This is a genomic window from Litoreibacter meonggei (assembly GCF_003663885.1).
Taxonomy (GTDB): domain Bacteria; phylum Pseudomonadota; class Alphaproteobacteria; order Rhodobacterales; family Rhodobacteraceae; genus Litoreibacter; species Litoreibacter meonggei.
On record NZ_RCCE01000002.1, the window covers coordinates 145,935 to 158,276 of the forward strand.

15 protein-coding genes and 1 pseudogene are annotated in these 12,342 nt (G+C 60.4%); 10 read left to right on the forward strand and 6 right to left on the reverse strand.

The features are described 5' to 3' along the window. Window positions 1–150: 150 nt before the first annotated feature. Window positions 151–423, reverse strand: a complete 273-nt coding sequence (locus BCF46_RS05455; RefSeq protein ID WP_121022556.1) for a hypothetical protein — start codon at window positions 421–423, stop codon at window positions 151–153. 4 nt (window positions 424–427) lie between these two features. Here BCF46_RS05455 and BCF46_RS05460 point away from each other — a divergent pair, with 4 nt between their 5' ends. The 3 genes from BCF46_RS05460 to BCF46_RS05470 all read left to right on the forward strand — a co-directional run bounded on the left by BCF46_RS05460 (window position 428) and on the right by BCF46_RS05470 (window position 2,654). Beyond that, complete coding sequence (locus BCF46_RS05460; protein ID WP_121022558.1) at window positions 428–1,096, forward strand: DUF6404 family protein; 669 nt, start codon at window positions 428–430, stop codon at window positions 1,094–1,096. Between the two features lie 71 nt (window positions 1,097–1,167). Continuing rightward, on the forward strand, window positions 1,168–1,572 hold the full coding sequence (locus BCF46_RS05465) for a hypothetical protein (protein WP_121022560.1): 405 nt from the start codon (window positions 1,168–1,170) through the stop codon (window positions 1,570–1,572). 221 nt (window positions 1,573–1,793) lie between these two features. Next, the gene (locus BCF46_RS05470; protein ID WP_121022562.1) at window positions 1,794–2,654 is read left to right on the forward strand and encodes a CAP domain-containing protein; all 861 of its coding nucleotides are present in this window, start codon (window positions 1,794–1,796) and stop codon (window positions 2,652–2,654) included. A gap of 40 nt (window positions 2,655–2,694) precedes the next feature. On the opposite strand, the gene BCF46_RS05475 is transcribed toward BCF46_RS05470, so the two are convergent. After that, a complete protein-coding gene (locus tag BCF46_RS05475) occupies window positions 2,695–4,056 on the reverse strand; it encodes an MATE family efflux transporter (protein WP_121022564.1) in 1,362 nt (453 codons plus the stop codon). A gap of 199 nt (window positions 4,057–4,255) precedes the next feature. On the opposite strand from BCF46_RS05475, the gene BCF46_RS05480 reads away from it, so the two are divergent. Beyond that, window positions 4,256–4,531 carry a Flp family type IVb pilin gene (locus BCF46_RS05480; protein ID WP_121022566.1) on the forward strand — a complete coding sequence of 92 codons (276 nt, stop codon included), beginning with the start codon at window positions 4,256–4,258 and terminating at the stop codon, window positions 4,529–4,531. A 35-nt stretch (window positions 4,532–4,566) separates the two neighbouring features. Here the strand turns inward: BCF46_RS05480 and BCF46_RS05485 are convergent, their stop codons facing one another. Continuing rightward, the gene (locus tag BCF46_RS05485) at window positions 4,567–4,926 is read right to left on the reverse strand and encodes a hypothetical protein (RefSeq protein ID WP_121022568.1); all 360 of its coding nucleotides are present in this window, start codon (window positions 4,924–4,926) and stop codon (window positions 4,567–4,569) included. Between the two features lie 273 nt (window positions 4,927–5,199). Between BCF46_RS05485 and parE the strand changes: the two genes are divergently transcribed. Beyond that, window positions 5,200–7,152: a DNA topoisomerase IV subunit B gene (parE, locus tag BCF46_RS05490; protein ID WP_121022570.1), complete on the forward strand. Its 1,953-nt coding sequence runs from the start codon at window positions 5,200–5,202 to the stop codon at window positions 7,150–7,152. 181 nt (window positions 7,153–7,333) lie between these two features. After that, the gene (locus BCF46_RS20185; RefSeq protein ID WP_425454416.1) at window positions 7,334–7,738 is read left to right on the forward strand and encodes a GmrSD restriction endonuclease domain-containing protein; all 405 of its coding nucleotides are present in this window, start codon (window positions 7,334–7,336) and stop codon (window positions 7,736–7,738) included. Between the two features lie 264 nt (window positions 7,739–8,002). Here the strand turns inward: BCF46_RS20185 and BCF46_RS05500 are convergent, their stop codons facing one another. Both BCF46_RS05500 and BCF46_RS05505 read right to left on the reverse strand, forming a co-directional pair. Then, window positions 8,003–8,398: a c-type cytochrome gene (locus BCF46_RS05500; protein ID WP_211332777.1), complete on the reverse strand. Its 396-nt coding sequence runs from the start codon at window positions 8,396–8,398 to the stop codon at window positions 8,003–8,005. 130 nt (window positions 8,399–8,528) lie between these two features. Next, the gene (locus BCF46_RS05505; protein ID WP_170157867.1) at window positions 8,529–8,915 is read right to left on the reverse strand and encodes a c-type cytochrome; all 387 of its coding nucleotides are present in this window, start codon (window positions 8,913–8,915) and stop codon (window positions 8,529–8,531) included. A gap of 106 nt (window positions 8,916–9,021) precedes the next feature. Between BCF46_RS05505 and BCF46_RS05510 the strand changes: the two genes are divergently transcribed. From BCF46_RS05510 to BCF46_RS05525, 4 genes and pseudogenes are all read left to right on the forward strand, one after another. Further along, on the forward strand, window positions 9,022–9,705 hold the full coding sequence (locus BCF46_RS05510; protein WP_121022576.1) for a hypothetical protein: 684 nt from the start codon (window positions 9,022–9,024) through the stop codon (window positions 9,703–9,705). 24 nt (window positions 9,706–9,729) lie between these two features. Then, window positions 9,730–10,449, forward strand: coding sequence for an SDR family NAD(P)-dependent oxidoreductase (locus BCF46_RS05515; RefSeq protein WP_121022578.1), 720 nt, complete (start codon window positions 9,730–9,732; stop codon window positions 10,447–10,449). After that, entirely contained in the window at window positions 10,446–10,802 is a 357-nt protein-coding gene (locus tag BCF46_RS05520; RefSeq protein WP_121022580.1) for a hypothetical protein, read from the forward strand. Before BCF46_RS05515 ends, BCF46_RS05520 begins: the two co-directional genes overlap by 4 nt. Before the next feature lie 144 nt (window positions 10,803–10,946). Beyond that, window positions 10,947–11,333: pseudogene (locus BCF46_RS05525) on the forward strand (DMT family transporter); the annotation flags it as partial. A 32-nt stretch (window positions 11,334–11,365) separates the two neighbouring features. Here BCF46_RS05525 and BCF46_RS05530 read toward each other — a convergent pair. Beyond that, complete coding sequence (locus BCF46_RS05530; protein WP_121022582.1) at window positions 11,366–12,340, reverse strand: Ldh family oxidoreductase; 975 nt, start codon at window positions 12,338–12,340, stop codon at window positions 11,366–11,368. Window positions 12,341–12,342 lie beyond the last annotated feature (2 nt).

Sequence of the window (12,342 nt, forward strand, 5' to 3'; positions counted from 1 at the left end):
CCAATTTTGGAATTGGTGGGAGGCGGTCAGACAAAGCTCAAAGCGGACACTGATCAACTCGTGGCGAACGGCAACTAAGTCCCGCAAAGCAGACCTTCGACATTCGCCCACCGACGCCTTGCGTCGTCGAACATCTCGTTAGCGGCCTATCTAAACCCCCTCACCGCTTCCTCCCCAATTGCACCAGCGCAATCGCCGCCACAACAGCACGACCACCGATGTCAGCAAGCCGGCCCAGCTGGAACCCCGTCTGGTCCCCCGCCAAGGCCACACATAGGCGACCGAGACCGCCTGCCGCAGCACCTGATCCCCCGCAGCGGCAAATGCGCCCCCCGCCAGCATCACGGCAGAGGTCGGCACAGGCACGGCGAGGCAGGAAAAATATGCCGGCAAGGCGACGACCACCAAGCCCCATTTGGCCACAAGTTTGAAGAAAAATCCGTCACGGGTGCTTGGCCAGCGCGATGCAAAGAACTCCGATCAAAGCGTAACGCAGAAACTTCGTGCCGTGATCCGGTTCAGCCTGATCCTTACCATCGCCCGCGTCGCTACTCTGGCAATACTTGTCAGCACCAGCAAAGCGGAGCCTTGGTCAAACTTCCAGTGCCGTCCCTGCGGCCAATCTTCGCTGATGCCGCCGTTGGGTGTGTCCCCCGCGCTTGCCCTGCTGCAATCGCCGTCGCAAGATACTTTCCGAACCAAAGCGGAGGCCCCTATGTCCGACTACGAAACCCGTTTTGACGCCGCCCTGTCAGAGCTTGAGGTGGCAGGCATCTGGCGCTCCAACGCCCAGCCGCCCTATATTTGGGCAATGCGCAGCTTGGGCCTGCATCCGCGCCTGCCCCACTATCTTCCCTTCTGGCGGGCAGACTTGGGACAAGGTGTGTTTTTCGGCACATTCTGGGGTCTCATCATGTATGCCAGCACTTGGGGTCCACAAAACATGCCCGTAAGTGTGATGCTCTTTTCATCCGTGACCGCCGGAGTCTTCTTTGGGCTGTTTATGGGCTTGTATTACAAGCACTGCAGACGCCGCTACAGCCTTTCAAATTGGGAGGACCTGCGTTCAGCCCCTAACGGGGAATTTGCCGCTTAAATCCCTGTTTCCTCAATGCCCTACCCTGTGCTAGCGTCGACCAAACCAACAAGGCGGGTTAAACCGAGCAGATGTCAGCCGAGCTTCCAGAGTTTTATTTTCGTGTGCGCGACAACGGGGCAACCGTATTTCGGGTCGATACCGAGAACCGCCAACGGCGCATTGAGATGTCCGAAATCGCGGTGGTCAACATCCGCAACGGCCAGATCAGACCGCACGGCGACCACGAGCTAAGCGCTGACGAGTTAGAGGTTATCAACGATTGGATGGAGGAACGCACTGCCGTGCTTTCCACCCGCGAAATCGACGACATCTACCGCGCGATTGACTACCTCAACTTGACCACCCACTGGGCACAAACCCGCGCCGAGGAGGACCAATTGGACGAGGTCACCGACGCGCTGCTGCTGGCAATGCACGACCTGCGCACGGTGCTGGTCCGCAAGAAAGCCGACCGGCTGCTGAAGGACGACTAGCCGCCCTTCCCTCAACACTCCCGCATGCCGCTCGCCCGCTTCGGCAATCCGCCGCCGTGCCGGACCGCGCACCGTTGCATCGGCCAGTCGCCGCTGGCGCGGCCCGCCTTTGATCGCAAGGATTGGCTCAAAACGCATCGCCGCGCGCCAGCCCGTTCCCCCGCGCTCCTTCCTGCGTCATGCCCTCGGTCGAGGCAGATCGCAACTCAAGGAGACACACCATGGCAATTGCCACAGATCTCGAGCGCTACATGCTTGACCTTATCAACGACGAGCGCACGTCCCGCGGCCTCGACACACTTCAACTGGAGCAAAACCTGAACGCCTCTGCAGATGCGCATTCCGACTGGATGCTGAATGCGGACGTGTTCTCGCATACCGGCGCGGGCGGCTCGACCGCTACGCAACGCATACAGGCTGCGGGCTTCGATCTCGACGGAAGCTGGCAGACGGCGGAGAATATCGCCATCCAGTCCGAGCGCGGCGATCCCGGATACGAGGACGACGTGGCCCAGTTGCACGAAAACCTGATGGACAGCCCCGGCCACCGCGCCAATCTGCTGGACCCCGACCTTGACTATATCGGGATCGGGATTGATGTCGGCGACTTTGACTACGGCAGCGGCGAATACAATTCGGTGATCGTGACGCAGAACTTCGGCTCCACGCAAGGCGAGGTCGATCTGGACACAGGCAGCGCGCCCGCCCCTACGCCGACCCCTGAGCCAGCGCCAGATCCCGAACCAACGCCGGTTCCCGAACCAGAGCCAGCGCCCGAACCCGATCCCGAACCGGCACCTGAGCCAGAGCCGGAACCAGCGCCGGAACCCGAACCTCCCACCGCCCCCTCCGGCGGCTTCAACCTCGAAGAGCTGCTCGCCAGCCTACAGAACGGGGATTTCTTCCAGTTCGCCTTCGACTGTAATCCCGATGCAGACGACATGGCGGGCGAAACGCTTGCCCAGCCGGACACAGAGATCGCGAGTGCTCCGGCTGCGAACTGGCTCGACATGGCGGCTTTCGATATCGGCGGCGCGCAAACCATGCTCGACACCTTCGACTTCAATTTCGACTTTATCTAACCAAACGGGGGCAGGCGCAGACCAGCGGCTGCCCCTCCCGCTAGGCAACTTTCAATTCGGCATACCGCCGTGCAAAGCGCCACCAAAGCGCGCCCGCCGCAAACATCAACCCGATCACCAAGCCAAGCCAGACGCCGACGCCGCCATAGCCCAAACTCACCCCCAGCACGTAGCTCGCGGGAATGCCCAAGCCCCAATAGCTCAGCGCCGCCGCATACATCGGCCAACGTGTATCCTGTATGCCGCGCAACAAGCCCAGCGCCATCACCTGCCCCGCATCGACCAGTTGGAACAACGCCGCGACGACCAGCAAGCTGGCACCAATGGTCAGAATGGCCGTTCGGTCGGGGCTGTCGGGGTCAAGGAAGCCCGTCATCAACAGCTCCGGCACCGTCAAGAAGGCGATGGTTGCCAAGACCACGGCCCCCATCGACAGCATCACTACGGCGCGTGCGCCCAAGGCCAGCCCGTCCCAATCCCGCCGCCCCATGGCGCGCCCCGCGCGCACAGTGGCTGCTTGGCTCAGTCCCACATGGATCATGAAAGTCGCGGCGGTGATTTGCAGCGCAATGCCATGTGCTGCCAAAGGCAAGGTGCCAATCAGCCCGATGATCAGCGCGGAGGCCGAGAACATCCCACTCTCTGCCAGATTGGTCAGCCCAATCGGCCAGCCCAGACGGAACACTTCGCGAAAGGCTTCGGGGTCCGGTCGCCAGATGCGCTGGAACAATACATGCTCCCGCGTCGCCGACCCGCGCATCACGTAGACGCCCAGCACCGCCAGCGTCACGACCTGCGAGATGACCGAAGCAATCGCCGCCCCGCGAAGCCCCAGCTCCGGCATTCCCAGATTGCCGAAAATCAGCGCGTAATTCACCAGCACGTTCAAGAACACGGCCATGATGGTGACCCACAGAACAACGCCGGTGCGCTCCAATGCGGCAAGGTAGCTCTTGATCACCATGACCAGCAGGGCCGGGAACAATCCAAATCCCGCGATCCTTAGATAATCCTGCGAAAGTGCCGACAGTTCGGGGTCTTGCCCCAAAGCCCGCAACAACGGGTCCGACCAGATCATCAACGGCAGGAACGCCAGCGCGTAGAGCGACGACAACCAAAGCCCCATGCGGGTGACGCGGCGGATGCGGGTGCCGTTCTCCGATGCGGCGGCCTCAGCCACCATCGGCATCACGGCAAAGGAGAAGCCCGCGCCCATGATGAACACCACGAAGAAGAACGACGTCGCCAGCACGCTCGCTGCAAGGGCCGTGACATCGTACCAGCCCAGCATGATCGTATCGACCATATGCACGGCAAACTGCGCCAGATGCGAGCCGACCAAGGGCAGACCAAGAACCAAAACGGCGCGGAGATGCTGAGGAAACGTCATATATCCAGCCATAGAAGCAAGCGCGCGCAGGGGCAAACCAAATAGCGCGGCGGGCGCTTTATGATGTCACTGGGCGAATGTCACAGTGATGTCGCGATTTCGTCAAGCTGCGGCTCTAATCCCCTGTCAATTAACGCTAAGTTAACTTCAATTCAGATCAATGTGTAATGACCCGCTTTACCGAAGCGTCATCCGTAACAAGAGCAACAGTATGATACGCACTCTCACCACCAACAAAACACGCGGCGCACTCGCACGTTTCCTACGCGACACTTCAGGTGCCGCCGTCGTCGATTGGGTGCTGCTGACCGCCGCCGTCGCAGGCATCAGCATGGCCGTCGGCACAACCATCAATACGGGCATGGAAAACGCCTCGTCAGACATCAAGCGCTGCATGAAAATTCAGGGCAAAATGTGGACGCGCGACAATGGCGACGATTACGCCAGACGGATGAAGCGCATCAAAAACCGCTGTAGCAAACTGTAAGGCCGGAGTTTCAGGCCACCCCGCCCCCTTGCGACCTAGTACCCCATGCCCATTTCTTCACGGGTCTTTTTGGTCGTACCGCGAAGCTCTATACCGAAGACCTGTTCACAGGGTTTTTTCTCATGGTCCCAGCACACCGCGCGGATGTTCTCCGTCTTGATGCTTGCGCCGGCAGTTCCCGCAGGAAACAGCACCAAAGCTGACCGTTTCCAGTCCTCACCTTGATAGCTGGCATCCGCCGTGCCACGGTAGACATCATAGGATTTGCCTTCGTATTCGTAGACCTGTCCCGTCGGTTTAAACTCGCTCCAATACTCTTGGGTACCTTGAAGCTCGCTCAGCGTCGAGCAGCCTGAAATCGCAATCACGCAGGCCGCGCATAATACTCTCATCATAGTTCCGTCCCCTTCTTACTCGGTAATAGTCGGTCTGGTTTCACATGCTGCGTTCGCCACGCGATCTGCCGCTTGCTGTCGGCAGGCAGGGCGCCACGGCGACCATGCCCTCGTATGACAAAATAACTCACAACATCACCTGCCCCGTCCGGCAGGATGGGCTACGGTATCACAAATCCGCGGTTTTGTCCTGGATCCCCCCTATGACAGCGCTTCCCCCTCCTTCATCACTCTGGCATACTGCGTCGCAAACCAACAAAAACGAGCAGCGGTATGAGCGACCTTCTTAGTCAGGGCCAAGACGACTACAACGCCTCCTCCATCGAGGTGCTGGAGGGGCTGGAGCCCGTCCGCAAACGCCCCGGCATGTATATCGGCGGCACCGACGAGCGCGCGCTGCACCATCTGGTGGCCGAAGTCCTCGACAACTCCATGGACGAGGCCGTCGCCGGTCACGCCAACCGCATCGAGGTCACGCTGAACGGCGATTACTCCGTCACCATCTCCGACAACGGGCGCGGTATCCCGATCGACCCGCACCCCAAGTTCCCTGACAAATCCGCCCTCGAAGTCATCCTCTGCACGCTCCACGCAGGCGGCAAGTTCTCCGGCAAGGCCTACCAGACCTCCGGCGGTCTGCACGGCGTCGGGGCCTCCGTGGTCAACGCGCTCTCCGACAGCATGGTCGTCCAGGTCGCCCGCAACAAGGAGCTGTTCGAGCAGCGCTTCTCCCGCGGCATCCCCCTTGGTCCCATCGAAAAGATGGGCCCCACCCAGAACCGCCGCGGTACCACGGTAACCTTCCACGCGGACGCCGAAATCTTCGGCAACCACCGCTTCAAGCCCGCCCGCCTGTTCAAATCCATCCGCTCCAAGGCCTACCTGTTCTCCGGCGTGGAAATCCGTTGGAAGACCGAGATCGACGACGGCGAGACGCCAACAACCGCCACCTTCCACTTCCCCGGCGGCCTGTCCGACTACCTCACCGAAACGCTCGGCAAGGCCACCACCTATGCCGACGCCGCTTTCGCCGGCACCGTCGACTTCAACGAAAAGTTCAACGCCGCTGGCAAGGTCGAATGGGCCATCAACTGGACCCCCGCCCGCGACGGCTTCATCCAAAGCTACTGTAACACCGTGCCGACCCCCGAAGGCGGCACCCACGTGCAAGGCTTCTGGGCCGCGATCCTCAAAGGCATCAAGGCGTATGGCGAGCTGACCAACAACAAAAAGGCCGCGCAGATCACCCGCGACGACCTGATGTCCGGCGGCTGCGCGCTGGTCTCCTGCTTCATCGCGGAGCCCGCATTTGTCGGCCAAACCAAGGACCGCCTGTCCACTGAGGCCGCCGCCAAAATGACCGAAGGGGCCGTGCGCGACCACTTCGACAACTGGCTCGCCTCCGACACCAAATCCGCCGGCGCGATCCTCGACTTCCTTGTGCTCAGGGCCGAGGAACGCCTGCGCCGCAAGCAGGAAAAAGAGACCTCCCGCAAATCCGCCACCAAAAAGCTGCGCTTGCCCGGCAAGCTGACCGATTGCACGTCGAAAACCCGCGCAGGCACCGAGCTGTTCATCGTGGAGGGCGACTCTGCCGGTGGCTCCGCCAAGGGCGCGCGCAATCGGGTTAATCAGGCGCTTTTGCCCCTCAAAGGTAAAATCCTAAACGTGCTGGGCGCGGCGTCCGGCAAGCTGCACTCGAACTCCGAGATCAACGATCTATGCGAGGCGCTTGGCTGCGGCATGGGCACCAAATTCAACGTCGAGGATCTGCGCTACGACAAGATCATCATCATGACCGACGCCGATGTCGACGGGGCGCATATCGCATCCTTGCTAATGACCTTCTTCTTCATCCAGATGCGCCCGCTGATCGACCAAGGCCACCTCTACCTCGCCTGCCCGCCGCTCTATCGCCTGACCCAAGGCCCCAAACGGCTCTACGTCGCCGATGATGTCGCGAAGGAAGCCGCTATGGCCAAGGGCTTGGGCGGCAAGGGAAAAATCGACGTGCAGCGGTTCAAGGGTCTGGGCGAGATGGATGCGAAGGATTTGAAGGAAACCACAATGGACCCCGCCTCCCGCGTCCTCATCCGTGTGACCGTGCAGGAAGACGAGCCGGGCGAAACCTCCGACCTGGTCGAGCGCCTCATGGGCAAAAAGCCGGAACTGAGGTTCGAGTATATCCAGCAAAACGCGAAGTTTGTTGAGGATGTGGATGTTTAAGGAAATCGTGAGAACCGCGATTCTTATTTTATTTTTTTCTTCCCCGTCTCATGCGGAGCCCGAGCCGTGCGAGAGCCTTCCTTACACTCGCGCAGCATTCGGCGTGTGGGCCGTCGAGAACCAAATTAGTGTCAGGACAGACCTGCTGGTTCGACTGGCGACCGATCCCAAACTTGTGAGGATGCTCAGTAATAAGGTTGTTTCTGGGAAATGGTATGACCCATACTCTGATAGAAATCTGTACGATGCGGACGAAGTCGAGATTGATCACATAGTCCCTTTGAGTTGGGCTTGGGCACATGGTGCAAGTTGTTGGAGCAGAGAGAAGCGTCGAGAATTTCACAATGACCAAAAATTTCTTGTGCCTATGGCTGCTTCGTTGAACTCAAAGAAGGGCGCAAAAATTCCAGGGGAATGGTCGCCGCCTGTCACACGAGCGCGCTGTGGTTACATTATCAAGTTCGCCAGAGCGGTTCGCATCTATGGTTTCGACATCCCTCAAAGCGAACGCGACCGCCTTAACAGAGTTGGCAAAGATTGGTGTGGGGAACGATTTTCGACGACTTTCCTAGATGCAGGATCGTAGGGTAGATGCCTATATGTACCATCGTTTAAGGCTCACCCACCCAGCTCGATTGGTTTTGAACAAGTCGTCTTTTAATTGGGAGTCATGAGCCGCGCATCGCCGTCACGCGGGGTGGCGATCAAACCTCCGTGACGGCCACTTAATGGCAGCCAAGCACTTCCCCCAAAACTGACCATTCCCGATATGAGCAAAATCGCCGCCCCATGGGGCGTGACGGCGATGCGCGGCGGCCTGCGGCCTTGATTTCGCGCGGGGGAGTAACCCCTACTCCTGCACCCCTTCCAGATACGCCACCAGATCAATCACCGGCTGGCTGGTCATGATCATCACCCCGTCCTCGCCGCGGATGGTCTCGCCACGGCCCTCGAAGAACTGCCCGAAGATCGGCATCGGGCTACCATGCGACACCAGCGGATCGCGCCCGTCGATCCGGCTGATCGCACGAACACGCGGAAACACCCCGTCATTTTCGGATGCAAGCCGGGTCAAGTCGGTCGGCTGGATCACCAAGACCGAGTTCATCGGCCCGCCCCCCTTCGCGTCCACCCCGTGGCAGGTGGCGCAATACTGCATGAACAAGTCGCCACCCGCCTCCGCGTCCTGTGCTGCGGCGGTGAGCGGGGCCAAAATTGCGACGGCCAAAGCGATAGATCGGATCATGATGTGCACTCCTCTGCTGACACGTCCAAGTCTACAGGGCGACCGCGCCCCGCGCCTTGATATGCGTCAACCGCGCTTCAGTGCCCGACGCAAAGCCGACGCTTTGCCGACCGTCTGCAGACCGTCAAAATCACTCTGTTTGCAGGCTGCGCAGATACTCCGCCACCAGCAGCAACGGCTCCGGCACAGGCGTCATCACCCCGTCCAGTTCGATCTGGTCCATCGGCCCCGAGAAGAAGCTGCCAAACTCCGGCATCGCCGTCTCGAAGGTCGGATTCCGGTGGAAACCGTCAATTGTGCTCAACACCCGCTCCATCGGAAAAACACCTTTGTTACGGGCACTTAGGGTCGTCAGATTAGCTGGTTTGCGCTCCAAACCCGACGCCACCCAGCCCGATCCGGTGCCATCCGCGCCGTGACAGGCCGTGCAATTATCCGCAAACAATTGCGCCCCTGTGGGCGGCTCCTGCGTGCATCCTGCCAACAGGCCAAGTGCCAGTAAATAAACAATTTTCATCTGCGCCTCCATTCGTTTTGCGGTCAGATTAGCAGCTTCTGAAACCTTCGTCTTGCGCCAAGTCAAACCCTCTTGCCCTTGTCGCAAAGACTTGCCACTGTGCGCCATGCGTTCGCTAATTCTCCTTGCTTTCCTGAGCCTTACCGCCTGCGGTCGCCCCCTGTCCGAGGCCGAGATGCGCTTCGCGTCCGAGTTCCACGGTTCCGATCTCGACGCCTCCAAGGTGCGGATCCGTCAGGCCCCCGTCCTGAAGCTCTACAACGCGACCTACCCCGCGCCCCCTCGCACCACGTGCGCACAGAAACTGCTGCCTCCCCCCGAAGGCCCCACCGTGACCGGCGCGCCGGGGGCTACGGTTTTATTCAATACAATCAACGTGAACCCGGACTACATTGCCCGCGATTACCTGCCCGCCTACCCCGATGCGGCCTTGCTACTGGCGTCGATGTTTCTGGCCCATGAGCTGGTCCATGTGTGGCAATGGCAAAACCGCGCGACCACCGGATATCACCCGCTAAAAGCCGCGCGCGAGCATCGGACCCAACCAGACCCCTACCTGTTCGAGCTGTCAGAAACACCAAAATTCCTCGACTTCGGATACGAGCAACAAGGTGCGATCGCCGCCGAATATGTCTGCTGCGCCGCCCTTGCCCCCAAGGCCCCCCGCACCACGCGGCTGGAGCGCCTGCTGACCCCCCATTTCAATCTCGCCGCCATGACCACTCGTCTCGACAAGTCAAAAGTGCTTTTGCCTTGGAGCGGGGTGGAGTTGGACGGCATCTGCGACTAGCCTGAACATCTGGAGGGATTTTTGATGAACACATACGATTTGTCCGGCCGCGTGGCCGTGGTCACCGGCGGCGCCCAAGGTATCGGGCTGGCTGTGACGGAACGCCTTCAGGCCTCAGGTGCAAAGGTTGCGGTCTGGGACATGCAAGACGCGATCTCCGGCAATTTCAACACCACCTGCGACATCTCGGATATGGCATCGGTCAAAGCCGCACTCGCCGCCACGGAGGACGCTCTTGGCCCTGTCGACATTCTGGTCAATTCCGCAGGCATTGCAGGCCCAAACGCCCCGATCCAAGACTATGACGACGACGCATGGGCACAAATCGTCGCCATCAACCTGACCGGCACTTACAACACCAACAAAGCAGTACTGCCGGGCATGCAGGCCCGCGACTATGGCCGCATCCTAAACATCGCCTCGATTGCGGGCAAGGAAGGCAATCCCAACGCCTGCGCCTATTCGGCCTCCAAGGCGGGGGTCATTGGCTTCACCAAGTCCGCAGGCAAGGAAAACGCGAGCCACAATATCGGGGTGAACTGCCTCACACCCGCCGCCGCCCGCACGCCAATCTTTGACCAGATGAGCGAGGAGCATATCGGCTACATGCTCTCCAAAATCCCCCGTGCGCGGTTCCTGGAGGTAGAGGAAGCCGCCAGCATGATCGCGTGGATCGTCTCCGCCGAGAACTCGTTCACCACAGGTGCGGTATTTGATCTGTCCGGTGGGCGGGCGACCTATTGAGCGCAAGCCCACGGACCATTGTCAGCATCATCGGCTACACGCTTGTTGCGCTCTTAGTCGTGGTTGGTGGATCTGTTGCTATCCTGTCGAAATTCGAGCCGCAAAAATCCATTATGTACCAAACAGTTAACATCACAGCACGCGGCCCCTCGAGCGTGAGCGACACCTCTGCGGCGCGAAGCGAACCAATTATCGAAATACAGCTGGCAGATGGACAAACGCGCCACCTGCCCAACTTATACTATGCCTTGCACCCAGAGCTTGAGATCGCCTGTCTCAGCATCAGCGAAGGCAGCTACAGCGGTGCACGAAAGCTGGCGCTGGTTCCAATGAACATGTGCAACCCGCCCTGACGATACCCGATTCATAAAGCGGAAATTTGCACGCCATTGCACCAGTAATGTCGGCTTGCCCCACTCCAGCGCCCATGCTTCACTTTGGCACAAATATTCCCGCCGGAGGCTCCGCTCGTGAGCAACACATCCTACGCTATCATCATGCTCGCCGCCGGTATCGGCATCCCCGTGCTTGCGGCGCTGAACGCCAGCTTGGGGCGCACTATCGGCGCACCTGCCGCGGCATCCGTCGTGCTGTTCGCGGTGGCATTTTTAAGCGCGCTTGTGGTGGTCCTGATCACAGGCCCTGCAGCTATTGCCAAGGTCGCCACCGCCCCCAAACACCTGCTCTTCGCAGGTGTGCTCATCGCATTCTACGTGTTGACCATCACCTATATCGCGCCGCATTTCGGCATCGGCAACGCGGTGTTTTTTGTGCTGCTGGGCCAGCTTATCTCTGCCGCGCTAATCGACCATTTCGGCTTGTTCGGCGCGCTCCAAACGCCACTCACGCTGACGCGGGCGACAGGTATCGCAGTCATGGCAGCCGGCGTTTTTCTGACCCAGATAACAGGCCGCGCTTAGCCGAGCTTTGACAGCTTGCCCCAAAGCTCGTCCCCGACTTGAACCACCGTCGCCTCCGCGCGTGATGCCCCGGGGATGCGCGCGCCGGGCTGCTCTGCCACGGCATCAACAACACGCACCACGCGCGCGTCGAAAGCCTCCGTATAAGTTCCCGGATCAAGCAGCAGATAGAACTGCCCCAGCCCGTGCGGCGGGCCGTCTGCCAGCTTTAACCCACCGACATCCAGCGAGTTGACGGAGCCTGTCATGGCTGCCGCCATCACCTCGCCCATCAGGCCAAAACCCCAGCCCTTATAGCCGCCCGCAGAGACCAACGCGCCTTTCAGCGCGGCGTCCGGATCGGTGGTCGGCTGGCCTTCCGCGTCCACGGCCCAACCCGAAGGAATGCTCTCCCCCGCGGCCTTTGCCATGGTGATTTTGCCCAAGGCCACGGCAGATGTGGAAAAGTCGAAATGCATCACCGGAGCGTCAGCCCCCGGCACCGTCATGGCCATTGGATTGGTGCCGATCACCGCCTTGTTTCCCCCCGGAGGGGCCACAACGGGCGAGGCATTGGTGAAGCCGATCCCCACCAGTCCCGCCGCGGCAATCTGCTCGGTGAAATACCCCAGCGAGGTGCACGTATGCGCATGGGCGACCGCAAGCGACGCCGTGCCGTTTTCCTTGGCCGCGGCAATCGCCTCTGGCAACGCGCGAGCAAAGGCCGCTTGGGCAAAACCGAACTTGGCGTCGGCCTTGACCGATCCGGGGCGCGGGCGCGTCACGACAGGCTCCACATCACCTTTCACGCGGCCCGAGGCCAGTTGTAGGCAGTAGCTTTCCAGATAATACAGCCCGCAAATGACGTTGCCCGTTTCCTCGGCGCGGCGCACCGCGCGGGCGACTTCCGCAGCCACCCAAGGGGCGGCTCCGTGGCGGGTCAAGGCCGCGACACTTAGGGTTTCAATCTCGTCAAGTGTCACTGTCGCCATGA